The organism is Arthrobacter sp. Helios, from assembly GCF_023167125.1.
GTDB classification, from domain to species: Bacteria; Actinomycetota; Actinomycetes; order Actinomycetales; family Micrococcaceae; genus Arthrobacter_B; species Arthrobacter_B luteolus.
The window spans coordinates 2,164,045-2,190,100 of sequence record NZ_CP095402.1; the positions used below are offsets into that span (position 1 = coordinate 2,164,045).

The 26,056-nt window shown below is 66.1% G+C and carries 25 protein-coding genes; 12 read left to right on the forward strand and 13 right to left on the reverse strand.

The window, feature by feature from the left end:
* Positions 1-61: 61 nt before the first annotated feature.
* The 6 genes from ArtHe_RS09675 to ArtHe_RS09700 all read left to right on the forward strand — a co-directional run bounded on the left by ArtHe_RS09675 (position 62) and on the right by ArtHe_RS09700 (position 5,961).
* Complete coding sequence (locus ArtHe_RS09675; RefSeq protein WP_349238347.1) at positions 62-1,069, forward strand: 3'-5' exonuclease; 1,008 nt, start codon at positions 62-64, stop codon at positions 1,067-1,069.
* A gap of 233 nt (positions 1,070-1,302) precedes the next feature.
* Positions 1,303-2,283: an ATP-binding cassette domain-containing protein gene (locus ArtHe_RS09680; protein WP_248316618.1), complete on the forward strand. Its 981-nt coding sequence runs from the start codon at positions 1,303-1,305 to the stop codon at positions 2,281-2,283.
* Positions 2,280-3,074, forward strand: coding sequence for a methionine ABC transporter permease (locus ArtHe_RS09685; protein WP_248316619.1), 795 nt, complete (start codon positions 2,280-2,282; stop codon positions 3,072-3,074). Before ArtHe_RS09680 ends, ArtHe_RS09685 begins: the two co-directional genes overlap by 4 nt.
* A gap of 127 nt (positions 3,075-3,201) precedes the next feature.
* Complete coding sequence (locus ArtHe_RS09690) at positions 3,202-4,041, forward strand: MetQ/NlpA family ABC transporter substrate-binding protein (protein WP_066295681.1); 840 nt, start codon at positions 3,202-3,204, stop codon at positions 4,039-4,041.
* A 148-nt stretch (positions 4,042-4,189) separates the two neighbouring features.
* Entirely contained in the window at positions 4,190-5,146 is a 957-nt protein-coding gene (locus ArtHe_RS09695) for an ABC transporter ATP-binding protein (protein ID WP_248316620.1), read from the forward strand.
* Entirely contained in the window at positions 5,143-5,961 is an 819-nt protein-coding gene (locus tag ArtHe_RS09700) for an ABC transporter permease subunit (RefSeq protein ID WP_248316621.1), read from the forward strand. Before ArtHe_RS09695 ends, ArtHe_RS09700 begins: the two co-directional genes overlap by 4 nt.
* Before the next feature lie 193 nt (positions 5,962-6,154).
* Here ArtHe_RS09700 and hemL read toward each other — a convergent pair whose 3' ends face one another.
* The 8 genes from hemL to hemE all read right to left on the reverse strand — a co-directional run bounded on the left by hemL (position 6,155) and on the right by hemE (position 14,855).
* The gene (hemL, locus tag ArtHe_RS09705; RefSeq protein ID WP_248316622.1) at positions 6,155-7,474 is read right to left on the reverse strand and encodes a glutamate-1-semialdehyde 2,1-aminomutase; all 1,320 of its coding nucleotides are present in this window, start codon (positions 7,472-7,474) and stop codon (positions 6,155-6,157) included.
* On the reverse strand, positions 7,474-8,457 hold the full coding sequence (hemB, locus tag ArtHe_RS09710; protein ID WP_248316623.1) for a porphobilinogen synthase: 984 nt from the start codon (positions 8,455-8,457) through the stop codon (positions 7,474-7,476). Before hemB ends, hemL begins: the two co-directional genes overlap by 1 nt.
* A complete protein-coding gene (locus ArtHe_RS09715) occupies positions 8,454-9,398 on the reverse strand; it encodes a uroporphyrinogen-III synthase (protein ID WP_248316624.1) in 945 nt (314 codons plus the stop codon). Before ArtHe_RS09715 ends, hemB begins: the two co-directional genes overlap by 4 nt.
* Before the next feature lie 22 nt (positions 9,399-9,420).
* A complete protein-coding gene (gene hemC, locus ArtHe_RS09720) occupies positions 9,421-10,374 on the reverse strand; it encodes a hydroxymethylbilane synthase (protein ID WP_248316625.1) in 954 nt (317 codons plus the stop codon).
* Entirely contained in the window at positions 10,374-11,570 is a 1,197-nt protein-coding gene (locus ArtHe_RS09725; RefSeq protein ID WP_248316626.1) for a ferrochelatase, read from the reverse strand. Before ArtHe_RS09725 ends, hemC begins: the two co-directional genes overlap by 1 nt.
* Entirely contained in the window at positions 11,567-12,271 is a 705-nt protein-coding gene (gene hemQ, locus ArtHe_RS09730; RefSeq protein WP_248316627.1) for a hydrogen peroxide-dependent heme synthase, read from the reverse strand. The genes ArtHe_RS09725 and hemQ overlap by 4 nt, the downstream gene beginning before the upstream one ends.
* Before the next feature lie 71 nt (positions 12,272-12,342).
* Positions 12,343-13,791, reverse strand: a complete 1,449-nt coding sequence (gene hemG, locus ArtHe_RS09735) for a protoporphyrinogen oxidase (RefSeq protein ID WP_248316628.1) — start codon at positions 13,789-13,791, stop codon at positions 12,343-12,345.
* A 2-nt stretch (positions 13,792-13,793) separates the two neighbouring features.
* Entirely contained in the window at positions 13,794-14,855 is a 1,062-nt protein-coding gene (hemE, locus tag ArtHe_RS09740; RefSeq protein ID WP_248316629.1) for a uroporphyrinogen decarboxylase, read from the reverse strand.
* A 168-nt stretch (positions 14,856-15,023) separates the two neighbouring features.
* Between hemE and ArtHe_RS09745 the strand changes: the two genes are divergently transcribed.
* Positions 15,024-16,370 carry a glutamyl-tRNA reductase gene (locus ArtHe_RS09745; RefSeq protein ID WP_248316630.1) on the forward strand — a complete coding sequence of 449 codons (1,347 nt, stop codon included), beginning with the start codon at positions 15,024-15,026 and terminating at the stop codon, positions 16,368-16,370.
* Between the two features lie 24 nt (positions 16,371-16,394).
* On the opposite strand, the gene moeB is transcribed toward ArtHe_RS09745, so the two are convergent.
* Positions 16,395-17,564, reverse strand: coding sequence for a molybdopterin-synthase adenylyltransferase MoeB (moeB, locus tag ArtHe_RS09750; RefSeq protein WP_248316631.1), 1,170 nt, complete (start codon positions 17,562-17,564; stop codon positions 16,395-16,397).
* Between the two features lie 150 nt (positions 17,565-17,714).
* Between moeB and ArtHe_RS09755 the strand changes: the two genes are divergently transcribed.
* From ArtHe_RS09755 to ArtHe_RS09765, 3 genes are read left to right on the forward strand one after another with little or no spacing between them, the layout of a single operon-like run.
* Positions 17,715-18,329 carry a TetR/AcrR family transcriptional regulator gene (locus ArtHe_RS09755; RefSeq protein ID WP_248316632.1) on the forward strand — a complete coding sequence of 205 codons (615 nt, stop codon included), beginning with the start codon at positions 17,715-17,717 and terminating at the stop codon, positions 18,327-18,329.
* 45 nt (positions 18,330-18,374) lie between these two features.
* The gene (locus ArtHe_RS09760) at positions 18,375-18,599 is read left to right on the forward strand and encodes a DUF3107 domain-containing protein (protein ID WP_248316633.1); all 225 of its coding nucleotides are present in this window, start codon (positions 18,375-18,377) and stop codon (positions 18,597-18,599) included.
* Between the two features lie 7 nt (positions 18,600-18,606).
* Positions 18,607-18,909, forward strand: coding sequence for a hypothetical protein (locus tag ArtHe_RS09765; RefSeq protein WP_248316634.1), 303 nt, complete (start codon positions 18,607-18,609; stop codon positions 18,907-18,909).
* Between the two features lie 7 nt (positions 18,910-18,916).
* Here the strand turns inward: ArtHe_RS09765 and ArtHe_RS09770 are convergent, their stop codons facing one another.
* Both ArtHe_RS09770 and ArtHe_RS09775 read right to left on the reverse strand, forming a co-directional pair.
* Positions 18,917-20,059 carry an SGNH/GDSL hydrolase family protein gene (locus ArtHe_RS09770; protein ID WP_248316635.1) on the reverse strand — a complete coding sequence of 381 codons (1,143 nt, stop codon included), beginning with the start codon at positions 20,057-20,059 and terminating at the stop codon, positions 18,917-18,919.
* A gap of 21 nt (positions 20,060-20,080) precedes the next feature.
* On the reverse strand, positions 20,081-20,791 hold the full coding sequence (locus ArtHe_RS09775; RefSeq protein ID WP_349238348.1) for a ferritin-like fold-containing protein: 711 nt from the start codon (positions 20,789-20,791) through the stop codon (positions 20,081-20,083).
* Between the two features lie 441 nt (positions 20,792-21,232).
* Between ArtHe_RS09775 and ArtHe_RS09780 the strand changes: the two genes are divergently transcribed.
* Positions 21,233-22,897: a DEAD/DEAH box helicase gene (locus tag ArtHe_RS09780; protein ID WP_248316636.1), complete on the forward strand. Its 1,665-nt coding sequence runs from the start codon at positions 21,233-21,235 to the stop codon at positions 22,895-22,897.
* A gap of 21 nt (positions 22,898-22,918) precedes the next feature.
* On the forward strand, positions 22,919-23,947 hold the full coding sequence (locus ArtHe_RS09785; RefSeq protein WP_282568676.1) for a site-specific DNA-methyltransferase: 1,029 nt from the start codon (positions 22,919-22,921) through the stop codon (positions 23,945-23,947).
* A 126-nt stretch (positions 23,948-24,073) separates the two neighbouring features.
* On the opposite strand, the gene ArtHe_RS09790 is transcribed toward ArtHe_RS09785, so the two are convergent.
* Together ArtHe_RS09790 and ArtHe_RS09795 are read right to left on the reverse strand one after the other, a co-directional pair.
* Positions 24,074-24,205, reverse strand: coding sequence for a putative transporter small subunit (locus tag ArtHe_RS09790; protein ID WP_248316637.1), 132 nt, complete (start codon positions 24,203-24,205; stop codon positions 24,074-24,076).
* A 51-nt stretch (positions 24,206-24,256) separates the two neighbouring features.
* Positions 24,257-25,846, reverse strand: a complete 1,590-nt coding sequence (locus ArtHe_RS09795) for a sodium:solute symporter family protein (protein WP_248319739.1) — start codon at positions 25,844-25,846, stop codon at positions 24,257-24,259.
* Positions 25,847-26,056 lie beyond the last annotated feature (210 nt).

Sequence of the window (26,056 nt, forward strand, 5' to 3'; positions counted from 1 at the left end):
ACGGCGCCCCGGCGCGCTGAATCCGGAATTGTCGGTGCCCGCGGGTACGTTTGATGACATGTTGAGCTGGCACGAACTCCCCCGCGCATCCTTCGACCTGGAAACCACCGGACGGGATCCGCAGGAGGCGCGGATCGTCACGGCGTCGATCATCCTGGTGGATGCAGGAGGCAGCGTCCTCAAGCACCATGAGTGGCTGGTTGACCCGGGCGTGGAAATTCCGGAGGAAGCCGCCGCCATTCACGGCATCAGCACCGAGCGCGCGCAGTCGGAGGGCATTCCCGCCCGGGATGGCATCGCGGAGATTATCCAGGTGCTGCAGGACACCTTTGCCGCCGGAGTGCCGGTGCTCGCGTTCAACGCAGCCTACGATTTCACGGTGCTGGCCCGGGAGGCGGAGCGCAGCGGACTGGCGGCACCCGTACCGTTCCCCGTCATCGATCCCTTCATCATGGACAAGCAGGCGGACCGCTACCGCCGTGGGAAACGTACGCTCACGGCCATGGCCGAGCATTACGGCGTGGCCTTCGAGAACGCCCACACTTCCGCAGCGGATGTTATGGCCACGCTGGCCGTCGGCGCTGCGATGGCCGGCGCGTTTCCGGTCCTGGCCCAGGACGCCGCATCGCTCCACCAGCTCCAGACCGGCTGGGCAGCCGAACAGGCCGCAAGTTTCCAGTCCTACCTGCGCCGCCGCGATCCGGAAGCCGTGATTGACGGCACCTGGCCGGTCCGGGCAGGCTCCGCGGTTCCTGCCGAGCCCGCGGCGCTTCCCGCTGCCGTTCCGGATTGCACCGTTCCGGAAGGCACAGTCCTGGATCGCACCGTCCCGGCGCCGGCCCTTGCCGCACCCGCCCATCCGGTCCTGGAGCCGGAGCCCGCACCGGCAGCACAGCCCGCACCGGCAGTTCCGGCAGCACTGGCAGTCCCGGCCGCGGAATTCACCGAGCCCGCCCTCTTTTCGCTGCCGGCAGAGACCGCGCCGGTTACCGCCGGTATGCGGCTGGCTGAGGAACCGGACGGACAGCTCGCCCTGGATCTGTCTGAGGGCAGCTTCGCCTCTGCCTAGCCGGGTCTGACGGATTTCCGGCTATGGGTCGTACCCGCGTAACATTAGATACTTGACGCAGTGTCAGGCGCTGATGGCGCCCGGGCGCAGCCTGTCCGCTCCTCGGGAGCCGGTGGTGCGCCCCGTGTCACGTGATTGGCAGGCACTCCTCCACCGGGCCCGGCCTGCGGCGTGCCGCCGCGATCGCCCTGCTCCTGCCACGCATGTTCCAGACGACGCAGACACGAGGATGAATGATCACAGTTACCGACCTGCGAAAGGTCTACCGCCAGGGCACCCGGGAAGTAGTCGCCCTGGACGGTGTCAGCATGAGCGTGCCCAAGGGCTCCATCCACGGCATCATCGGACACTCCGGTGCCGGGAAGTCGACCCTGGTCCGCTGCCTCACGCTGCTTGACCGCCCGACGTCGGGAACTGTCACAATCGACGGCCGGGAGCTGACGAATGTGAAGGATTCTGAGATCCGGCTGGCCCGCCGCCGGATCGGGATGGTGTTCCAGCACGCGAACCTGATGGATTCCCGCACGGCCGCTGCCAACATCGCGCATCCGCTGGAGCTGGTAGGTACACCAAAGCGGGACATCGACGCCCGCGTGGCTGAGCTGCTGGCCCTGGTCGGACTGGACCAGTTCGCCGAGGCCTACCCCGCCCAGCTCTCCGGTGGCCAGAAGCAGCGTGTTGGCATCGCCCGCGCCCTCGCCGCCCACCCCGATGTGCTGCTCTGCGACGAGCCAACGTCGGCCCTTGACCCGCGGACCACGGATGAAATCCTGGACCTTATCTCGGAGCTGTCTGAACGGCTCGGCCTGACGGTGCTGATCATCACGCACGAGATGAACGTTGTGAAGCGGATCTGCGACTCGGTTTCCCTGCTGGAAGCCGGGCGCGTGGTTGAACACGGTCCGCTGCGGGAGGTCGCGTCCCATCTGGGCGGCCGCCTCGCCAAGGCCCTGATCCCGCTTCCGCCGACTCCCCCGGTTCCCGGTGGCCCGGTGGTGGAACTGCTGATGGTCGGCGAACATGCGACAGAGCCTGTCCTGTCCGGGCTGACCAGACGCTTCGACACGGACGTTAATGTACTCGCCGGCAGTGTGGAAACCCTCGCCGGCCAGCGCTTCGGGCGCCTGCGGGTCCAGCTGGACGCGAGGACAGATATGGAAGCGGTCAGAACCTACCTGGCTTCCCAGGGAGTCACAGTGGAGGTCGCGGCATGAATTTCTTCGAAGAGCTAGCCAACAACCCCGGCATTACCAAGGCGCTCCCGGAAGCGGTTACCGACACCCTGCTGATGGTGGGTGTCTCCGGTTTCTTCACCCTGCTGATCGGGCTGCCGCTGGGAATCTTCGTGCACACCAGTGCCCCCGGCGGGCTCCGGCCGATGCCGGTGACCAACCGGATCCTCTCCGACGTGATTGTGAACATCACCCGGTCCATCCCGTTTGCGATCCTGATGGTTATCCTCATTCCGTTCTCGCGGATGGTCACAGGTTCCTCGATCGGACCGCTGGCAGCCTGCGTTCCGCTGAGCATCGGCACCATTCCGTTCTTCGCGCGCCTGGTGGAAACCGCACTCCGTGACGTGGCCGGAGGGAAGATTGATGCCGCCCTGGTGATGGGTTCAACCCGCATGCAGGTCATCCGCAAGGTCCTTATGCCGGAGGCGCTGCCGGGACTCGTCGCCGCACTGACCACAACCCTGGTCACCCTGGTCGGATACTCGGCCATGGCCGGCATCATCGGCGGTGGCGGCCTGGGACGCCTGGCCTACAACTACGGCGTCCAGCGCTTCGACACCACGGTGATGGTTGTCACGATCGTCATCATTGTGGCGATAGTCCAGATCATCCAGCTGGCCGGCGATTTCGCTGCCCGGCGGGTGGATCACCGCTCCGCCGCGGGCAACCGCCGCAGGCGCACGGGGACCGTCGCTGCGGCCGTACCTGCGCCAGGCACGGCGGCCCCGGGCACCGAAGAGCTGAAGAACGACGCGCGGAGCCGGGCCTAAACCCTGCGGCCCCTCAAACTTCCCGGCCCCCGCACGAAGGTGCGGGCCGGGGACTGCAGCCAGTAGCCGCTAGCTGCATAACAGCCGGCCGGTTCACCCGGCCGACATTTGAAAGGAAACGCATCCGATGCGGAAAGCAATTTCACTCGTGGCCACCGGCGTGGCCGCGGCTCTGGCGCTGACGGCTTGCGGGGGTTCCGAATCCTCCTCCAGCGCTGTGGAGAGCCTCGATCCCGCCAACCCGGTCACGCTGACTGTGGGTGCCAGCCCCCAGCCGCACGCCGTCATCCTGGAGTACGTCGCCGAGAACCTCGCCGCGGACGCCGGGCTCGAACTCGAGGTTGTGCCGTTCGACGACTACGTGACTCCTAACATTTCACTGGACGACGGCTCGATTGATGCCAACTACTTCCAGCACCTCTCCTACCTCGAGGCCCAGATCGCGGACCAGGGCTACGATTTCGAGCACGGCGAGGGAATCCACATCGAGCCCTACGCCGTCTTCAGCGAAAAGCACCAGGATATCTCCGAGGTTGCTGACGGCGGCCGCGTGGCCATCACCAACGATCCGTCCAACCAGTCGCGGGCCCTGGCCCTGCTGGAAGAAGCCGGTCTCCTGAAGGACATCGAGGAGGACGCCTCGGTGATCTCCCTGACCGATGAGCAGAACCCGAAGAACCTGGACTTCGTGGAAAACCAAGCCGAACTTCTGGTCAACGATCTTTCCGATCCCACCGTGGACCTGGCGATCATCAACGGCAACTACATCCTGGATGCCGGGCTGAACACCGATGATGCGCTCCTGGTGGAGTCGCTCGATGCCAACCCGTACGCCAACCTCCTGGTCTGGAAGGCCGGGAACAAGGACGCACGGATCGAGAAGCTCGACGAGCTCCTGCACTCCCCTGAGGTCAAGGCCTTTATCGAAGAGCAGTGGCCGAACGGCGACGTCACCGCAGCCTTCTAAGACTGTCTGGCCCAGCAGCATGCCCCGCATCCCTTAGGGTGCGGGGCATGTTCTTTTGCGGCGCAGAGAGACGTACCCTATCCGTACCGGCCAGGGAGATCCGCGGGACTGCAGCACTGCGTCGCCGCACCTCTCGAAGGGACCCGCGATGCCAGCTATCGAGACCCATGAGCTCTCCAAGCGGTATGGGAGCACCACTGCCGTCGTCTCTCTGGACCTCAGCGTCGAGCCTGGGACGGTCGTCGGTTTGATCGGACCCAACGGATCGGGAAAGACCACAACGCTGCGGATGCTGCTCGACATCATCCGCCCGACGTCAGGGGCAGCGCTGGTTCTGGGATTGTCCCCGCGTACCGGCGGGGCGGCACTGCGCCGCCGGATCGGTTTTATCCCGGGTGATCTTCGGCTGGAGGGCCGGATCCGCGGCAGGACCCTGCTGCGGCACTTCGCTGACATCAGCTCCCCGGTCCCGGCTGGGAAGATCGATCTGCTCGCTGAACGCCTCGGCCTGGATCTGTCCCGCCCCGTCTCCGCGCTCTCCAAAGGCAACCGCCAGAAACTTGGACTGGTCCAGGCGTTTATGCACGACCCTGACCTGCTGATTCTCGACGAACCGACCAGCGGCCTCGATCCCCTGATCCAGCAGGAATTCCTTGCAATGGTGCGCGAGGCACGGACCGCCGGCCGCACGGTACTGCTCAGTTCCCACGTGCTCAGCGAAATCCAGCAGACCGCCGACATGGTGGCGGTGCTCTCCCAGGGGCGTGTTGTCGCGCAGGGAGACGTCGCCTCCCTGCGGCTCAACAACCTGCGGCATGTCCGGGCCTCCGTTACCGGAGCTGAACCGGACCGGCTGCAGGGCGAACTTGAACTCTCCGCCGGTCTCACGGGCACGGTCACAGCGCAGGGAAATACCGTGCATGTGCAGGGCACTCTCGAAGGCGGCGTGGATCCATTCCTGAAGGTGCTGGCCAGGTATCAGGTTGTGGACCTGGCGGTTGAGGAGCCTGATCTGGAGGAATCCGTGCTCAGCCTCTACGGGCGGGCTGCGGAGGTTCCACGGGCCGGTAAAGGAACGGCAGGTAAAGGGCGGGCAGCGCCGTGACCGCCGGGACTGCGTTCGCTCCCCGCCCGCTGCCCGTCTTCCGGCGTTCAGTAACGGATACCTGGCGTTCAACCCTCGTCTGGACGCTGGCCCTGACTGCGGCCCTGCTGCTGTATCTGCCGCTGTACCCGTCCATGAACGGGGCGGACATGCGGAACCTGATCGAGGGGCTGCCGCCGGAACTGGTCAGTGCCCTGGGTTATGCCGACATTTTTTCCGGACCGGGCTACGTCCAGGGAGCGTTCTTCGGACTTCTTGGTTTTGTCTTCATCACCATTGCGGCGGTCACCTGGGGGTCGACGGCGGTAGCCGGCGCCGAGGAGTCGGGCCGCCTGGAGCTGGTTCTGTCCCACGGGGTGGGACGGGCGCAGTACGCCCTGGAATCCGCACTGGGCCTGTTCACCCGGCTGCTCTGGTTCGCGGTATACACCACGGCCGTCATCCTGATCCTCAACGGTCCTTCCCAGCTGGGACTGGAACCGGCGGACCTCCTTGCCGTGGAAGCAGCCTGGCTTGGCCTGGGCTTCCTCGCCGGAAGCCTCGCCCTTGCCGTAGGCGCAGCCACAGGCCGCCGTTCGGTGGCACTGGGTGCAGGGGCCGCCGCCGCGGCGTACGGATACGTGTTGAATGCCCTGGCCAACCAGGACGCTGACCTGGCTTGGCTCAGGGATATTTCCCCCTACTCCTGGGCGTACCGAAATGCGCCCCTCGCGGAGGGATTCGATGTGCCAGGGCTTGCACTTCTGGCTGCAGCAGGCGCCGTGTTCACAGTGGCGGCTGCCGCGGCACTGCGCAGGCGGGACGTCCTGGGATAGCCCCGCCCTGGTCCGGCAGCCGGGCCGTAAACGGCAGCGGCCAGGCTCCCGGGGGAACCTGGCCAGCCCTGCTGTGGAGCCGCTGCGGCTTCGCCGCGTTAGCCGGACTTCACGGCGTCACCCGGGCTTCACAACGGTACCCGGGCTTCACGGCGTCACCCGGGCTTCGCTGCGTTACCCGGGCTTCGCCGTGTTACTCGGGCTTCGCCGAAGCCGCTGCCTTGGCAGCTGCCGGCAGCGCAGCGAGGATCCGTTCCATGGCGGCGTCGTCGTGCGCACCGGAGAGGAACCACGCTTCGAAGACCGACGGCGGCAGGTAGACGCCGGAGTCCAGCATGGAGTGGAAGAACGGTTTGAACCGGAACGCCTCCTGGGCCAGTGCATCGGCGTAGTTGTGCACGCCGTGCTCCGCGGTGCCGAAGGCGATGCTGAACAGGTTGCCGGCCCGCTGGATGCTGTGATTCACGCCTTCAGCAGCGAAGGCATCGGAGACGGCTTGGGAGAGCTGGGCAGAACGCGCGTCGATGTTCGCGTATATCTCAGGCGTTGCCGCGGTGAGAGTGGCAACACCGGCGGCCATGGCGATCGGGTTACCGGACAGGGTGCCTGCCTGGTAGACCGGTCCAAGCGGTGCCAGGTAGTCCATGACCTCGGCGCGTCCGCCCAAGGCTGCCACCGGCATCCCGCCGCCAATGACCTTGCCGAAGGTGTACAGGTCCGGCGTCCAGCCTTCCTTCGCACCGGTCAGGCCCCAGTATCCGGCCGGCGAGGTGCGGAAGCCGGTGAGTACCTCGTCCAGGATCAGCAGTGCACCGTGGGCGGTGGTGATGCGGGACAGGGCTGCGTTGAAGCCTTCCGCCGGGGTAACCACGCCCATATTCGCCGGAGCTGCTTCAGTAATCACGGCGGCGATGTTCGCGCCGTGCTCAGCGAACGCTGCCTCCACAGCAGCTACGTCGTTGTAAGGAAGCACCAGCGTCTCCGCGGCGGTCGCTTCGGTGACACCGGCGGATCCGGGCAGCGCCAGGGTGGCGACACCGGACCCGGCGGATGCCAGCAGGCCGTCCAGATGGCCGTGGTAGCAGCCGGCAAATTTGATCACCAGGTTGCGGCCGGTGAAACCACGTGCAAGACGCACTGCCGTCATGGTGGCTTCCGTGCCGGTGGAGACCATACGCAGGCGTTCCACGGGCTTTACCCGGTCCATCACCAGGGCCGCAAGATCAGCTTCTGCGGGGGTCGAGGCACCGAAGGAGAGTCCCCGGTCCACCGCAGCATGAACGGCAGCCAGGACATCGGGGTGTGCGTGGCCCACCAGCGCCGGCCCCCATGAGCAGACCAGGTCCACGTATTCACGGCCCTCGGAGTCCGTCACGTACGGGCCCTTGGCCGAAACCAGGAAGCGCGGGGTTCCGCCCACGGATCCGAAAGCGCGCACGGGCGAGTTGACGCCGCCGGGCATCAGGGCACGGGCGCGGTCGTAGAGCTCTTCGGAGGAGACTGTCTGGGTCATTACTTGCTTTCTTTCAGCCAGGCGGCCAGCTCGGCAGCCCAGTACGTAAGGATGATGTTTGCGCCGGCACGCTTAATGCCGAGGACGGATTCTTCAATGGCGCGGCGACGGTCAATCCAGCCGTTGGCGGCCGCAGCTTCGATCATCGCGTATTCGCCGGAGATCTGGTACGCCGCGACGGGGACCGGAGACATGGCAGCAACGTCGGCCAGGATGTCCAGGTAGCTCATGGCGGGCTTCACCATCACCATGTCCGCACCCTCTTCGAGGTCCAGTTCCACCTCGAGCAGCGCTTCGCGGCGGTTCGCGGCATCCATCTGATAGGTGCGGCGGTCACCCTTGAGCTGGGAATCCACGGCTTCACGGAACGGCCCGTAGAAGGCTGAGGCGTATTTGGCCGCGTAGGCGACGACCGAGACGTCCTGGAAACCGGCGTCGTCCAGGGCCTGGCGGATCACGGCGACCTGGCCGTCCATCATGCCGGACGGGCCCAGCACATGGGCACCGGCACGGGCCTGCTCCACAGCCATCCGGCCATAGATTTCAAGGGTGGTGTCGTTATCCACCACCCCGTTGGTGTCCAGGACACCGCAGTGCCCGTGATCGGTGAACTCATCAAGGCAGACATCACTCATGATCACCAGGTCGTCGCCGACCTCGGCGCGGACATCCGCGATGGCTTTGTTCAGGACACCGTCCGGATCGGTGCCGGCGCTGCCGGCGGCGTCGCGGACTGCCGGAATGCCGAAGAGCATCATGCCGCCGACTCCCAGCTCCACGGCCTGGGCAGCCGCGCGCTTGAGGGTTTCGGTGGTGTGCTGGACGACGCCGGGCATGGAGCTGATGGGATTCGGCTCGGTGAGGCCCTCCCGGATGAAGGCCGGGAGCACGAGTTCGGCGGGATCAAGCCGGTATTCGGCGGTCATCCGGCGCATGGCCGGGGTGGTCCGCAGCCGGCGGGGGCGGTGCTGGGGGAAGCTCATGAGGATGTTCTGCCTTCCGTTCGAGGGGAATGGGAAATCCGGTGTGCAGCAAGGGCTGCTTCGACGGCGTCGGCTATTCCGGCCGGCGTTGGCGCGGAAGCGGTGGCTTCCGGCGGGTGGCCCAGGGACCGGAGCTGATGGGCGGTTGGATCCCCGATGGCGGCCAGCACTGCCGTGCCCGGCACCAGGGCGTCCCGGACGAACCGCCGGGCCGTGCTTGGCGAGGTGGCGACGACGGCGTGCGGTGCTGATGCGCCGCCGGCTGCGGCAGCCACGGCGAACCGCCGGTACTGAGCCGGCGTCAGTTGAGCGGGATCGGCGGTGCTCCCTGCGCCGGGCGCCGCGGCCTCGGGTTCCAGCCGCTGTTCTGCCGGTGCCGGGTAGTCGACCGTCTGGTAGGCGGTGACCGCGGAAACCTCCCAGCCGGCGTCCGCCAGGGCGGTGCGCAGGAACGGGTCAGCGATGTCGGCCTGCGGCAGCAGCAGCCGGTTCCGGCCGGGTCCGGGCATCGGCCAGGCTGCGGCGAGGCCGCGCGCGGATTGGTCCGCTTCCGGCACAAGGTCAGCGTTGATGCCCTCCCGGGACAGCGCCTGCCGGGTGCCTGCGCCGACGGCGGCTACCCGGGTGCCTGAGGTCAGTCCGGGCAGCGTCCGCCCGGTGTCTGCGGCAAACCGGTGCAGTGCCCGCACGGTGGTTGCCGAGGTGAAGATGATCCAGTCGAAGGTCCGCTCCCCGAGTTCCCGGAGTCCGGCGGACACCGGTTCGGTGTCCGCCGGCAACTGGAAGTCGATCAATGGGAGCAGATGGACCCGCGCTCCGCGCGCCTGCAGCTCCGCCGCCATAGGAGCCGCACGGTCCGGGGTCCGGAGCAGCACCACGTCGGTACCGGAGAGAGTTCCTCCGGCCACGGGCGGTGCCGGCCTGGCGCGGTCGGTGGTCATCGGGGCCAGCCTCAGCTCTTCATCAGGACGCGAGTTCCGTCAGCTCCGCAGCACCGGCGGCCAGCAATTCTTCGGCCATGCGGATGCCCAGGGCACGGGCGCCGTCCTCGTCGGCCTGCGAGGTGGAGGAATAGCGCCGCAGCGTTCGGGCGCCGTCATCACTGCAGACCACTGCTTCAAGCGCGAGGCCCAGTTCGGTGACGCGTGCCAGTGCACCGATCGGAGCCGTGCAGCCGGCTTCGAGCCGCGCCAGGAGTGCGCGCTCAGCGGTCACCGTCAGCCGGCTCGCGGTGTCGTCGTAGGCTGCCAGCGCCCGGCTCAGCGGGCCCTCGGCGGCATCGGCTGTACGGCATTCCACTGCCAGTGCGCCCTGGCCGGGGGCCGGGAGCATCACTGACGGGTCCAGGAATTCGGACACCATCTCGAGGCGGCCCAGCCGGGAGAGACCGGCGGCCGCCAGCACCACGGCGTCGAGGTCCCCGGGTCCGCCGTCGACCAGTCCCGCCACGCGGGCAAGCCGGGTATCCACGTTGCCGCGGATATCAACGATCTCAAGGTCCGGACGCGCCGCGCGCAGCTGGGCTGCCCGCCGCGGAGAGCCGGTGCCGATCTTGGCGCCGGGAGGCAGCTGCCCCAGTGTCAGAGCGTCCCGCGCACAGAGGGCGTCGCGCACGTCCACCCGGGCGGGAACCGCCCCGATGGTTAGTCCGCTGGCCTCAGCCGTAGGCAGGTCCTTGAGCGAGTGCACGGCGACGTCGCAGTCACCGGCAAGCAGCGATTCACGCAGCGCGGCCACGAACACGCCGGTGCCGCCGATCTGGGAAAGCGCTGCCCGGTTGATGTCACCTTCGGTTTTCACCCGGACCAGTTCCACGTCGAAGCCGCCCAGTTCGGACAGGGTTTCGGCGACCGTCGTGGTTTGGGTGACGGCCAGCGCGGAGCCGCGCGTACCGATCAGGACAGGCGAATGCGCCACTACTGCACACCCACCGTGGAATCGGCGCCCGCGATGGTCGGCTTTTCGCCGCGCAGGTTTGCGCAGCAGCCGGGCCGGCAGACGTCGTACCAGGGGCCAAGCTTTGTCAGAGCCGGACGCTCGGAAATGGTGTTCTCCAACGTGCGTTCGCAGACCAGGTCAACCAGCCCGGCCACGAACTTCCCGTGGATGCCCGGAGTCGGTGCGCGGTGGGCGGCGAGGCCCAGTTCGGAGCAGGTCTCCATGGCCTCTGTATCGAGGTCCCAGATGACTTCCATGTGGTCGCTGACAAAGCCCAGCGGAACAATAACGACGCCGTCGACGCCCTTGGCAGGCAGTTCGGCGATCGCGTCGTTGATGTCCGGTTCCAGCCACGGGGTGTGCGGCGAACCGGAGCGGGACTGGTACACGAGCTGCCAGTCCAAGCCGGCTGCTTCAGGGACCCGGTCCATGATGGCCCGGGCGTTCGCCAGGTGCTGGGCAACGTAGGCGCTGCCTTCTTCGAATTCGCGGTCCCGGGGCCCGGATGCCTCGGCATCGGACGTAGGGATGGAGTGGGTCGCGAACAGGACTTCGATCTTTCCGTCCGCCTTGCCTGCGGCGGCCAGCTGTTCGCGGACCTTCGCCAGGGAATCGCGCGTGCCTTCGACGAAAGGCTCCACGAAGCCGGGGTGGTCGAAGTACTGGCGGACCTTGTCCACCTGGAGCTTTTTGTCCAGGCCGGTCGCGATGAGGTTCATGCCCAGGTCTTCGCGGTACTGGCGGCAGCTGGAGTAGCTGGAGTAGACGCTGGTCGTGACCATCAGCAGGCGGCGGTAACCGGTGTTATAGGCGTCCTGCAGGACATCCTTGATGTACGGGTCCCAGTTGCGGTTGCCCCACAGCACCGGAAGGTCGATGCCGCGGCTCTTGAGTTCAGCTTCCAGCGCGGCCTTCAGCGCACGGTTCTGCTCGTTGATCGGGCTGATGCCGCCGTTGGCGCGGTAGTGGGTGGCCACCTCTTCAAGGCGTTCGTCGGGGATGCCGCGGCCGCGGGTGACGTTCCGGAGGAACGGAATAACGTCTTCCTGGCCTTCGGGTCCGCCAAAGGAAGCGAGCAGGATGGCGTCGTACTTGGCCGGAGCCATCACGCCGTCCTCCCCGACACCCTCAAAGGGGTTGAAGCCGTCCTGGGATTCGGTGGATAGGGATGTCATTTGAGCACCTCGGAAACTTCGGCGGCGGGGATGCGCCGGCCGGTGTAGAACGGAATTTCCTCACGCACGTGGTTGCGCGCTTCGGTTGAGCGCAGGCGGCGCATCATGTCCACGAGGTCCACCAGTTCCGGAGCCTCCAGTGCCAGGAGCCATTCCCAGTCGCCCAGGGCGAAGGACGCCACCGTGTTGGCGAGGACCTGCGGGAACTCGCGGCCGAGCTTGCCGTGATCGCGCAGCATGGCGCCGCGTTCTTCGGGAGGCAGCAGGTACCACTCGTAGGAACGGACGAACGGGTAAACACACACCCAGGTTTCGGGCGCGATGCCGCGGGAGAAGGAAGGCCAGTGGTCCTTGGAGAACTCGGCGTCGCGGTGCACGCCCATGGCGGACCATACGATTTCGGTGCCGGAGAACAGCTCCGAACGGCGGATCCGGCGCACTGCGGCCTGCAGCGCTTCGGGCTGGCTGCCGTGCAGCCAGACCATGATGTCGGCATCGGCGCGCATGGCCGAGACATCGTAGATACCGCGGAGCGTAACGTTCTCCGCAGCCAGGCCCTTTTCCAGGACTTCAAAGTCGCTGACGGCGTTGTCTGTTGTCTCGCGGGGAAGTTCGGAACGCTTGAAAACGGTCCAGAGCGTGAAGAACTGTTCTTGTGTTTCGGCTGTGACAGATGCGGTCTGACCCATGGGCTCACTCATGTTTAACAGTCTGCCGCGTTGGACAGACTTAGGCGAAATGCGAACTTCTACGTTCTGTAGAACAAAACCGATTATTCCACGGTTTGGACTGCTTCCGCGAGGCGGAGGCTTCGGTGGCGGGTATCGGAGGTAACAGCTGCCAACCCGGTCCCTGCCAGCCAGGCACCCACCACTTCCAGCCCGTCGACTGCGGCAACGGCCGAGCGGACGGCGGCTACCCGGTCCGCGTGCCCGACGGCGGCAGACGGCAGGGCGCCCACCCAGCGGACAACATCCCAGCCGATAACATCGGCTTCCTCCACCGGTGTCTGCAAAAGCACGGACGCGTCCGCCAGGGCCGCCCGGAAGAGTTCTTCATCCGGCCGCAGGGCCGTGGTGTCGGCTTCCTCCCCCGCCCCCAGACCGCGCCCATAGGACAGGCGCAGCACATGTGTACCGGGCCCGGTGGAATCTGCCAGCCACTGCCATTTGGCGGTGGCATGGGTCAGGGCCTTCGCCTGCACCGGGTCAGCGTCACGGGCCACGAGAACACCGGTGCCCCGCGGCATCGCGTCCAGTTCCGGCTGGTCCACCACCAGCGTTACCAGCGCGACCCCCGGCCCGGGTTCGGGGCGGTAGTCCGCCAGCTCAGGCACTACCCGGGCCAACAGATCGACGGCGGCCGGTCCCTCCGTGGCAACAACCACGGCGTCGGCTTCCAGAACCCGGTCCCCGGCGGCGATCCGGAATCCTGTTCCGGTCCGTTCGATGCTGACGGCTGGTGTGCCAGTTTCCAGATGGACGCCACGGGCCGAGAGGTCAGAGGTCAGCGCCCTTGTCAGCGTCCCCATGCCGCCTTTCAGCGACGCAACTGTGGATCCGGCCGGAGCAGCCTTGCGCATGGCTCCTACGGCGGCGGACAACGAGCCGTGCTCTGCCATCGCCTTGCGCAGTCCGGGTGCCACGGAATCGACGTCGAGCACGTCCGGATCCGCGGAGTAGACTCCGCCGACCACCGGTGCGACCAGCCGCTTCAGGACAGCCTCGCCCATCCGGGCGCGCACCACCTCGCCCAGGCTCACCTTGTCCTTGCGCAGCAGCGCTGCGACTGGCAGCACGCGGTCCAGGGCGGCACGCGCGGCCCCAACCCGGCCGATGGCCTTGACGATTTCGTCAGCGCGCGGATCGGCCGGAATGCCCAGCAGCCCGCTCTGCGGCATCCGCTGCGCAGACTGTGCCAGGTCGGTTCCGCCCAGCTGCAGCCAGGCACCGCCGGGATGTGGCTGGACGATGTTCCCCGCCAGTCCCAGTTCCTCAATCAGGGCCGGTACCGCCGGAGACCGGGTGGCGTACGATTCGGCGCCGCTGTCCAGGCTCAGTCCGGCTACCTGATGGCTGCCGACACAGCCGCCGAAGTGTGTCCCGGCTTCGAGGACGGTAACCTCCAGGCCTTCGCGGGAGAGATCACGGGCGGCGATGAGTCCCGAGATTCCGCCGCCGACGACGACGGCGGACCGGCGCGGGGATGCGGTGCCGGGCATGGTTACGGCTCCACTGAGTGAATGAGTTCCACGACCCGCGTCAGCACCTCCGGGTCGGTGTCCGGCGGCACGCCGTGGCCCAGGTTCACGACGTGGCCCGGGGCTGCGGCTCCGGCGGCGAGCACGCTGCGGACATGTGCTTCCAAAACCTCCCACGGGGCTGAGAGCAGCGCCGGATCGATGTTCCCCTGCAGCGGCACGCTGCCGCCGAGGCGGCGGTTGGCCTCATCCAGCGGCAGGCGGTAGTCGACACCCACGACGTCGACGCCGACGTCGCGCATCGCGGCCAGCAGCTCGGAGGTCCCGGTGCCAAAGTGCACCAGCGGCGCCCCCAGGTCACGGACGTGGTCCAGCGCCCGGGCGGAGGCCGGTGCAACGTGGTTGGTGTAATCAGCCAGGCTGAGGGAACCGGCCCAGGAATCGAAGAGCTGGCCGGCACTGGCACCGGCTTCCAGCTGCGCGCGCAGGAACATGCCGGAGGCATCTGCGGCCCAGTCCGTCAGCGCCTTCCACGTCTGCGGGTCGCCGTGCATCATGGTGCGCGGGCCCAGGTGGTCCCGGGACGGGCGGCCCTCCACCATGTAGGCCGCGAGGGTGAACGGGGCCCCCGCGAAACCGATCAGTGGAGTCTTGCCGAGCTGGTCCACGGTCAGGCGCACGGCTTCCCGGATCGGCTCCAGGGCTGCCTCCGTGAGCTGCGGCAGGGCCGCAACATCGGCGGCGCTGCGGATCGGAGATCCAAGCACGGGGCCCACACCCGGAACGATATCCACGTCCACCCCGGCCAGCTTGAGCGGGATCACAATGTCGGAGAAGAAGATACCCGCGTCGACGTCATGGCGGCGCACCGGCTGAAGGGTGATTTCGGAGGCCATTTCCGGCAGCAGGCAGGATTCCAGCATGCCGGTGCCTTCACGCAGCTTCCGGTACTCAGGAAGCGACCGCCCGGCCTGGCGCATGAACCAGACCGGCCTCCGGGAGGGAGTTCCGCCGCGGTAGGCGGTGATGAGCGGGGAATCGGCCGTGCGGCCATCCATGAGCGGATGAGTGGCGCTGAGAGTCATGAACTGATTCTCCCCAAATTTCCCGCGGAAGGATAACCGGGGCAGCGCACCGGGCGCCTGGCGGCCGGCCGGGCACTGCCGGATGCGTCCCGGATCACCCGTCATCTGCCGGTCTTTGGAGGCTCCGATGCCACCGAATACCGATTGCGTGGCTACTATTAAGCCACTGTGGTACTTCTTTCCCTTATTGCGACACACTCTGACGTAGACCTGGAAACCGTTGCCCGGCTCAGTGCCGGCGCGCCCGAGGTCCCTTCCTCCCTGCTGGAAAGCGGCCCGGCGGTATCGGGGGCAGTGATCCTTGCCACCTGCAACCGGTTCGAGGTCTACTGCGAAGCCCGCTCCGATGCGGACGTCGAGGCCGCACGCTCTGCTGCGATTGCCGAAATCAGCCGGCATTCCGGATTGGATGAGGACCTTGTATCCCGTTCTTTCACCACCAACACGGGCCAGGATGTAGCCAAGCACCTGTTCGCTGTCGGCGCCGGACTGGACTCCGCCGTCGTTGGTGAACGCGAAATTGCCGGCCAGGTCCGCCGCGCGCTGATCGAGGCACAGGAAAAGGGAACCGCCAGCGGTACCCTGACCCGCCTCTTCCAGACAGCCTCCCGCACCGCCAAGGACGTTGGTGCGCTGACGGCGCTGGGCAAGCGCGGCCTCTCCATCGTCTCGGTCGCCCTGGAACTTGCCACCGATCTTTCCGAGGACATTGACTGGCGGAATAAGGCAGTCGTCGTCTTCGGCACCGGCGCCTATGCGGGAGCCACCATGGCCCTCCTGAAAGAGCGCGGCTGCACCGACATCTCTGTGTATTCGTCCTCCGGCCGCGCCGAGTCATTCACCGCTTCGCGCGGCGGAACCGCCCTGGACAGTGCTGCCCTTGGACCGGCAGTGGCCCGCGCGGACGTTGTGATTGGCTGCTCCGGCTCCGAGAACCAGGTCAGCGCCGATGATATCCGCCGGGTTCGGGCGGAGTCCGGCAAACCGCTGATCATCATCGACCTCGCCCTGACGCATGATTTCGATCCTGACGTCCGCGAAATTGACGGTGTCGACCTCATCACCCTCGAATCCGTCCGGCTCGCAGCCCCGGCTGAGCAGGCCGAGTCCCTCCAGCAGGCCAACCGGATCGTTTCAGACGCAGCCCAGGCCTTCTCCGAAGCCCAGCTAAGCCGCGAAATGGATTCCGCCATCGTTGCCCTGCGCCGCCACACCCTCGGTGTACTGGATAAGGAACTGGAAAAGGTACGCGCCCAGCACGGCTGCACCGGTGCCGCTGAGGAAGTCGAATTTGCCATGCGCCGCATGGTCAAGGCGCTGCTCCATGTTCCGGCTGTCCGCGCCCGCGAACTGGCTGCCAGCGGCCAGCAGGAGGAATACGTCCGCGGGCTTGAAGCCGTGTACGGGATCACCGTCGGAAAGACCGCGGAGACACCGCCTGCCGCCGTCGAGCAGCCCGGCACCGCGGCCCTCGAATCTGATGACGAAGCCGCCGGCCACAGCCGGTCCGCCTAACAGCTTCCTCCGGATTAGCTGCGGCTAGTAGACAGGTTTGTGCGGTTCCACCTCGCGCACCCAGTCAAGTACCCCGCCGCTGACGTTGAACGCGCGTTCATATCCCCTGCCGCGCAGGAAGGCCGTCACCTCCGCCGAACGTCCCCCGGACTTGCAGTGCACGTAGACGGTGCGCAGCGGATCCGGAACCACGCTTCCGGAGAGAATTCCGGCCCGCGGCACCAGGTCCGCCCCCTCGATGCTGACAATTTCGTATTCTCCGGGCTCCCGTACGTCCAGCAGGTCGAAGTCGGCACGGCCGGCCCGGCGGTCGGCCAGCAGCAGTGCCAGCTCCGCAACGCCGATGCTCGGGACGGGTTCAGCGTCACCGGCCGGAGTAAGGCCGCAGAAGGACTGGTAGTCAATGAGTTCCGTTACGGGTGCACGCTCGGGGTCGGCCCGCAGCCCCACCTCCCGCCAGCTCATGTCCAGGGCGTTGAAGACCAGGAGCCGGCCCAGCAGCGGGCGTCCCGTTCCGGTGATCAGCTTGATCGCCTCGTTGACCATCACTGATCCGATTTGGGCGCACAGCACGCCCAGGACCCCGCCTTCGGCGCAGGAGGGTACGGCACCGGGCGCGGGCGGCTCGGGGTAGAGATCCCGGTAGGTCGGGCCGTGCGCACCCCAGAAAACGCTCACCTGGCCATCGAACCGGAGGATGGATCCCCAGACATACGGCTTGCGCAGGATTTCCGCGGCATCGTTGACCAGGTAGCGGGTGGCGAAGTTGTCCGTCCCGTCCAGGATGAGGTCATAGCCGGCGAAAATCTCCAGGACATTTCCCGCATCCAGGTGAACCTCGTGCAGGACGACGTTCACCAGCGGATTCAGCGCCAGCACAGCGGTGCGGGCGGACTCCGCCTTGGACCGCCCGACATCCGCCGCTGTATGGATCACCTGGCGCTGGAGGTTCGAGGTTTCCACGGTGTCCTCGTCCACGATGCCCAGCGTTCCCACTCCCGCCGCAGCCAAATACAACAGGGCGGGCGAGCCCAGTCCCCCGGCACCGATCACCAGCACCCGGGCGTTCTTCAGCCGAAGCTGTGCCGGGGCGCCGAATCCGGGGAGAATGAGGTGCCGTGAATAGCGTTCTGCCTCTTCACGGGTCAGTTCCGGGGCCGGGTCGACCAGCGGCGGCAGATCAGCAGTACTCATGCCTTCCAATCTATGCCCCCGGGCGGAGGGAATTCGAGAGCTGCGCCACATGCGGCGCCCGGTTCGCTTCCCTGCCGGTTACCGGTGGGTAAACTGTTGTTCGATTGCGCCGGGTGTGAACCCGGGAAAACTCTGAGAGGCCCTTCACACGTGAGCAACCAGCCCGCCGGCAAGTCCACCCGGCTCCCCCGGGAAGAACGCCGCAGGCAGCTGATGCAGGCGGCGCAGGAAGTTTTTGTCAGCCACGGTTTCCACGGTGCCGCCATGGATGAGATCGCCGAGACCGCGCAGGTCAGCAAGCCGGTGCTCTACCAGCATTTTCCCGGCAAGCGCGAACTCTACCTGGCCCTGCTGGAGGACCACCTGGGCACGCTGACCCGGTTCCTGCAGACCGCGCTGACCTCCACCACGGATAACAAGCTCCGGGTCCGCGAGACCATGCGGGCCTACTTCCGTTTCGTGGCCCAGGACAGCCAGGGGCACCGGCTCGTCTTCGAGTCGGACCTGACCAGCGACAAGGAAGTCAGCTCGCGGATCGAAGAATTCAATGCACGGTTCGCCAGCGACATCGCCGAGGTGATCGCCGAGGACACCAAGCTCTCCCATATCGAGGCAACCCTTCTGGGCCGGGCCATGGCGGGAATGGCGCAGGTCAGCGCCCGCTACTGGCTGGAGACCGGCGGCGATCTGGACATCGATGCCGCCAGTGAGCTGGTCTACCGTTTAGCTTGGCGCGGAATCAGCCGTTTCCCCAAGGAAATCTAGAGTAGATTTCTTTCCACTGAGTTCATTTAAACAGGAGGCACCACGGTGGAAGTTAAGATCGGTATCCAGAACGTCGGACGCGAGATTGTTTTCGAGTCCGGGCAGAGCGCGGACCAGGTCGCCGACACCGTCGCCGAGGCCATTAACGGCGCGAAGGAACTGCGCCTGAAGGATGAAAAGGGACGCCTCATTATCGTTCCCGCGGGCGTTATCGGATATGTCGAGATTGGCGCGGAGGAAGTACGCCGCGTCGGATTCGGCGCTCTCTAGGCCACCCATGCTGGAGCTGATTCTTGCCGCCGCCGGCACCGTCTCCGCCGGTTTCATCATTTGGGGTGCCGACCGGCGCAGGCAGCGGTACGGCATTCTCCTGCTGCCGGGGATCTCCCTGGCGGCAGGGCTCCTGGCCTGGATCATCCTGCAGTTTTCCGGTACCGGTGCCAGCGCCGAATTTGCGTGGCTGACGTGGGCTGTTCCGGTGGCTGTCGGCCCCGCGGCGGCCGTTGCCGCTGCCCTGACCGTGGTTCCTCCGCGCAGCGCACGGGACAACGCCGAGCTGGAACGCATCCTGAAGCTCTAGCCCGCGGCTAAGGACGCGGGCGGTCCAGGATCCCCTTCAGTTCACGGGCAAAAACCGGTGCCGCCGCGTCGTGGCCGGCCTTGCCCAGGTGCATCCCGTCCTCCAGTTTCGAACTGAGCGCATATCTGCTCCACCAGTCCTTGACGCTCAGGAATTCCAGCTGCTGCTCCGTGGCCACCCGGCCCATGAGGTCATCAATTTCCCCGCGGCGCCCGCTGCCGCTCCCAATGACACCAACGACGACGATCCGGGATTCGGGGTACGTGCGCCGGACTTCCCGGATCAGCTGGATGGCGTTGTGCCGGATCGCCTGGTTGCTGGGACCGTAGGCGTCGTTGCCGCCGCCCTGCAGGATGACCAGCGCGGGCGTTCCCCATGGCAGCAGCCATTCCTCTTCCTCAAGGGCCTCGGGGTAGCTGTCCACGGTTCCGTTGCCGCGGGTGTACCCGGTACCGCCGGCGCCGAGGATCACCGGAGCGTAGCCAAGTGACGCCAGCCCTTTCCCTACCCAGGTGTCCTTGCCGGCCTGCGAGTCCCCGATAACGACGGCGGATTTTTCCACGCCGGGGTCATAGGCCATGACCCGTCCGAGCCGGGGAACATACATTAACGACCCTTTTTGGAAATCAGTGCGGTAATCCCCGCCGAAACGGTATTCCGAAGAGATAGGCCAGCCCAGTTGGGTGCGTCCCGCTGCCTTCCATCTGGTGAAGACTTCGGTCCGCAGGGCACGGGTTCCGGAGGCAGCGGACCACACAACGGTTTCGGCCGCATGGGGCCAGGCACATCCCGGCCCGGGAAGAGAGCAATCAGGGTCGCCGGTCGCTTCCGCCAGCGGCCGCCCGGTGTCCTGGCGCAGTTCCGCGAAGCGCAGCATCGCGCCCCAGGCCGAAGCTGGAACACCGGCTGGTGGCGGGACGGGACCGGCATACGATGCCATGGGCTCGGCGCTGATCTGCACCGGTCCCCCGGCCTGCGGCTTCCCCGTGGGTTCGTCCTCCGGTTTCTCCACGGAGTCATCGGCCTGGGTTGCTGCGGGTGCGGGCGCTGCCGGAGCAGCCACCCCGCAGCCGGCCGCACCCGCGGCAAACGCCAGCACTGCAGCCGCGGCAAGAGCCCGGCGGAACGGACGGATGAATCTACCTGACATGTATGCCCCCCCGGCCAGCGCTCAGGCGGTCAGGCCCAGCAGGGACATGCGCCGCGAGTGGTTGCGGGTGAGCTGGCTGAACAGTTCCCGGACCTGGGTGTCGTATTCCTCGGTGCTGAGCGCATCTGCCAGCCCTTTGGGAAACGCCCGTTCGATCACAACGCGCTGAGCCTGTGTCAGGGCTTCCCCCACCAGCCGCCGGCCCCAAAGCGCCAACCGGGACGCGAGCCGGGGGTCGTCCTTGAGTGAACGCTGCAGGCGGTCAAAAAGCACTTCGCCGGGAGCTTCGCTGCTGCCGTGAAGGGAGGAGATCAGGGCACTGCTCTCCGGGTCCAGCCGGGAACCGAGAGCCGCATAGAAGTCATCGGAGATCGCATCCGTGACGTAGAACTTCATGAGGGACTCATACCAGTCCCCCGGCCGGGTGCGGTCGTGGAAAGCATCCACTGACTGCTGGAAGGGCGCCATGGCCTCTTCCGGGTCGGCACCGAGATTCTCGAGATGCCTGCTCACCCGCTCATAGTGGGCGTATTCACGAACCGCCAGCCGGCCCAGCGTGGCCCGGTCGTGCAGAGTGGGTGAGAATCGTGCATCGGAGGACATCCGCTCGAAGGCGGAAAGCTCACCATAGGCAATAACACCAAACAGGTCGGTCAGGAACTGCTGGTAGGCCGGTGGCATCCCGGCAGCGGGTCCCTGGCCGCTGGCCGCCGGCGGCTTGTTCTCACTCATATCCCCAGCGTACCGGTGTGCCCTGGCCTGCGGACGCGCGGCACTCCCGGCCGTTCAAAGTCCGTTCTGCCGGCAGCCCGCCCCGTCCGCACGGGAGCGCGGAACGCCCGCCGGCACCCAATGCGCCCGGTGCACGGCTGTACCGGGTAGACTGGAATGGTAGTAAATGGATGCCCGGTCGTTCCCATCATCTTGAAGAGCCAGTTGTAAGCACGTCGTATGTACATGCACCAACCTGGTTGTGAGACCCGCAGTACCTACGCGATCTTGATATTTCCCGGCCACTGCCTTTGCCGAATGCAGTTGGAGTGGCCAGCAGTTGTTAGCCCGCGATCGGCTTCCGCTGGACGCATCACCTGCGCGCCGTCCGCTCCGGGACGGGCTTTATCAGCCCCCTCGTCGAGCGCGGCCGGCAGGAATGCCTAACTGAACGGTATGTAATTGAACACTGAACTTTCACAGATCGGCGACGCGCAGTTGACCGCCGATGACAGCAATGAAGAACTCGATGTAGCCGAGACCCTGGCAACCACGGAAGCAGCTGCGGAAATCCCCGAACTGACGTTCGCAGATTTCGGCGTGCGTGCAGACATCGTGGAGTCCCTGGCTGACGCCGGAATCACCCATCCCTTCCCCATCCAGTCGATGACCCTTCCGGTCGCGCTGGGCGGGCACGACATCATTGGCCAGGCCAAGACCGGCACGGGCAAGACCCTGGGCTTCGGCATCCCCGCGCTGCAGCGTGTGATTGCCCCGGCTGATGAGGGCTACGCGGACCTTGCCGTCCCCGGCGCCCCGCAGGCCCTGATCGTGGTCCCGACCCGCGAACTTGCCGTCCAGGTGGCCGGCGACCTCACCACTGCTGCCCGCCGCCGCGGCGCCCGGATTGTCACCATCTACGGCGGCCGTGCCTACGAGCCGCAGATCGAGGCGCTGGCTGCCGGCGTCGAAATCGTCGTCGGAACGCCGGGCCGGTTGATCGACCTCTACAACAAGAAGCAGCTCTCGCTGAAGAACGTGCGGATCGTCGTCCTGGACGAAGCCGACGAAATGCTGGACCTCGGCTTCCTGCCCGACGTCGAAACCCTCATGGCAGCCACCCCCGCCGTGCGCCAGACACTGCTCTTCTCGGCCACCATGCCCGGCGCCGTCGTCTCCATGGCCCGGCGCTACATGACCAAGCCCACCCACATCCGGGCAGCGGATCCTGATGACGAAGGCCTGACGAAGAAGGACATCCGCCAGGTTGTCTACCGCGCACACAACCTCGACAAGAGCGAAGTTGTGGCACGGATTCTGCAGGCCCGCGGCCGCGGCCGCACCATCATCTTCACCAAGACCAAGCGCACCGCGGCAAAGCTCTCCGAGGAACTCGTGGACCGCGGCTTCGCCGTGGCTGCCATGCACGGTGACCTTGGCCAGGGCGCCCGCGAGCAGGCCATGCGTGCCTTCCGCAATGAGAAGGTCGACGTCCTGGTGGCCACCGATGTGGCCGCCCGAGGCATCGACGTTGATGACGTCACCCACGTCATCAACTACCAGTGCCCCGAAGATGAAAAGACCTACCTGCACCGGGTTGGCCGTACCGGCCGCGCCGGCAACAAGGGCACTGCCGTCACCTTCGTTGACTGGGACGACGTTCCCCGCTGGGGCCTGATCAACAAGGCCCTGGGCATGGACCAGGCCGAACCGGTGGAGACCTATTCCTCGTCCCCGCACCTCTACACAGACCTGGACATCCCGGAAGGCACCAAGGGCCGGCTGCCCCGCAACAAGCGCGTCCTGGCCGGCATCGATGCGGAGAAGCTAGAAGACCTGGGCGAAACCGGGAAGTCCGGCGGACGCCGGCCGGCCCGCTCGGATGCCGGATCGGATTCGCGTTCACGCGGCGGCCGCAGCTCCGACAGCGGCCGCAGCGGTGAGCGGACCCGCGCCCCGCGCGACGGAGCCCGCCGCAGCAGCACCGACAAGGCACCGGCCGCAGCAGGCGAGACAGCACCGGCCACCGGTGGCGACGCCCCCAAGGCGGACCGCCCGCGCCGTAACCGCAGCCGCACCCGCCGCCGCAACGGTGAAGTGGTCAGCAAGGCTCCCGCAGCCGAATAGGGCGGGACTTTTGCGGCACGGATGAGCACACCTACCTGGACGCCGGACGGCGGGTCGCTGGTAGTCCATGCAGACAATGCGGACTACCTGCCGACCCTGCCGGACGGCGCCTTCACGATGATCTACGTCGACCCGCCGTTCAACACGGGCCGGGCACAGCGGCGCCAGCAGACCACCATGGTCCGCAGCGCCGACGGCAGCGGCGACAGGACGGGTTTCAAGGGCCGGAGCTACACCACGGTTAAGGGCCTGCTGTCCAGCTACGACGATGCCTTCGAGGACTACTGGGCGTTCCTGGAACCACGGCTGGCCGAAGCATGGCGCCTGCTTGCGGAGGACGGGACACTGTACGTGCACCTGGACTACCGCGAGGTCCACTATGTGAAGGTGATGCTGGATGCGCTGTTCGGGCGCGACTGCTTCCTGAACGAGATCATCTGGGCCTACGACTACGGCGGCCGGGCCAAGAGCCGTTGGCCGGCCAAGCACGACAACATCCTGGTGTACGTCAAAAACCCGAACACCTACCACTTTGACAACGCGGAAGTGGACCGTGAGCCGTACATGGCTCCGGGACTGGTCACGCCGGAAAAGGTGGCGCTGGGGAAACTGCCCACGGATGTCTGGTGGCATACGATCGTCTCCCCCACGGGCCGGGAAAAGACGGGCTATCCCACGCAGAAGCCCGAGGGCCTGCTGCGCCGGGCAGTGGCCGCCAGCAGCCGCGAGGGTGACTGGGTCCTGGATTTTTTCGCGGGTTCCGGAACCCTGGGTGCCGTCGCCGCGAAGCTCAACCGGAAATTCGTCTGCGTGGATGCCAACCCGCAGGCGATCGAAGTGATGGAGCAGCGGCTGGGGCACGCCGCCGCCGTCGTTGTTCCGGTGAAAGCCGCGGCCGCCAAAAAACCACGGCCTTCCCGCGCCAGGGCCAAGGCTGCTCCGCCGCTGAAGGCCGCGCCTGTGAGCGCGGCGGGAACGGTTCCGGCAGCACCCGCGGACGCCGCGGAAGTGAACAGCAGCATCGATGCGGACACCGTCGACGCCGGTTAGCCGGCTTCAGCCCGCAGTGTGCTTAAGCGCCGCAGCAGCAGGAGGAAATCCTGCTGCTGCGGCGCTTTTCGCTGTCCCGGGCCTTGGACAGCTCCGGCGGGCTGGACTGAAGCGGGCTGGACTGAACTAGATGATGCTGCGTCCTTCACGGCGGGACTCGGCCCAGTCCCGATAGAATCCCCGGCAGATGACTGCCAGCGTGCCGGCGACCACAACGGGCCAGATAAGGACATAAACGGTAAGCCAGAATACTGCCATGGTGATGCTCCTAAAGGTCGTAGGTGGCTAGATCAGGACCCGGTTGCGTTATCAGGACCGGGCTGCGGATGCAGCCGGTTCCGGCGGGCGCTGGTCGTAGTCACCGATCCGCTGCTGAATCAGCGCAAAATCGAATTCGTTCCGGTTGCGGAAGGACATGAGGAAACAGATCACTGTGCTGACCGCATAGGCCACCAGTGAACCGGTCAGCACTTCGTAGTCGTGCAGGAAGCCCATCACGAAAGGTGCTGATAGCAGCGCGCCGGCCGCGCCGATGATCAGGGCGGCACGGAGCCCGAAGAAGCCGAAGGCCATCAGTCCCAGGACCACCCCGATGCCCACCACCGAGACGGCGTCAAAGACATAGCCGGTGGCCCCGTCCATGGGAAGCCAGCCAAACCGCACGGGAATGAAAACCGCCAGGGCCGCCAGGACGGAGACCGTGAAGGCCTTGTTTGTAACCTTCGTCCAGTAGAAGCTCGCCAGCACCGGGAAAACGAGGGCACCCCAGAGCGCACCGACAAAGACCAGCAGATCAAGGATGTTCATCCGTCCACTGGCGAAGTAGAGCCCGGCACCAGTTGCCACCACCATGGAGATCCGGCCGATCATGAGCATGGTCCGGGGATTGGCCTTGCCCTTCCGGGCAATGTTCTGGCCGTAGACATCGGCCATCATGATGGCCGAAAGTGCGGACAGATCCGAGTCGGCGGTGGAAGAAAGCGAACCGAGGATCATGATGAAGAAAACGCCGAGGAGAACCGGGCCAAGGTAGGTGGAGGCCATCTGCGGGATGAGGTTGTTCAGGTCGCCCTCCGCCGGGCTGAAACCCAGGTACAGTGCCATAACGCCGAGCATGCCGATGCCGATGACCGTGGCACCGTATCCAATGGTGGCGGTGACGAAGGTCTTCTTGATCAGGTCTTCCCGGACCGCGAACAGCCGCTGGGCAATGGTCTGGTTGCCGATGGCATAGGCAAGGACCGCGGCAATATAGGGTGCCCCCTGGTTCAGGAATGCCTCGGACGAGAAGAAGTTTGATTGCTCCGCCGTGAGGTTTGCTGCCCCGGCCTCAAACATTCCCGGTCCTCCGGCGGCAAAAAACACCACGGGAATAATGATGACGACGGCGCCGAGCATGGCCACCACCTGGGCAAAGTCGGTCAGGACAGAGGCCCTGAACCCGGACCACAGTGTATACAGCAGCACTCCGGCAGCCACGGCAACGATGCCCTGCTGAAAGCTGAAAGGGGACAGCAGTGCCACCAGCGCGCCGCCCGCGATGAAATTTGAGGTCAATGAAATGACGCTGCCCACCACATTGGATCCCGCGAGCATCAGCTGGCTCGATTTTCCGTGCCTGGCACGCATAACCTCCGCCAGGGTATGCGCTTTAGGGGCAACCTTGCGGATCCTCCGCCCGAACGGGTAGATAAACAGAATCATCAGGGCGCCCCACAGCCCGTAGTGGATTGGCCCGGAGATCCCATAGGTATAACCGGACGTTGCCGAGGCGTACATGGAGGACGCCCAGATCCAGGTGGCCGTCATGCTGGCAGCCGAAACACCGAATCCGATCTTATTTCCGGCAGTCATGTAACCGTCGGCATTTTCATTCTTTTTACCAATTAGCGCTGACATGAGGAATGTCCCGCCGTAGAACAGGATAAACAGCGCAACTACTGTCCATGCGCCCAGCTGATAAAACTCCACTCCGTCGTCAACCACATATTCCTCTCCTCCGCGGCCGGTCCGGCACCGCGGGTCACTCATGCGAAAAGGCCACGAACCGCATTCGGCGGACCTTGCGAAAGATGGCAGGTGCAGCGTGCGGAAACAGATAATTCCGCG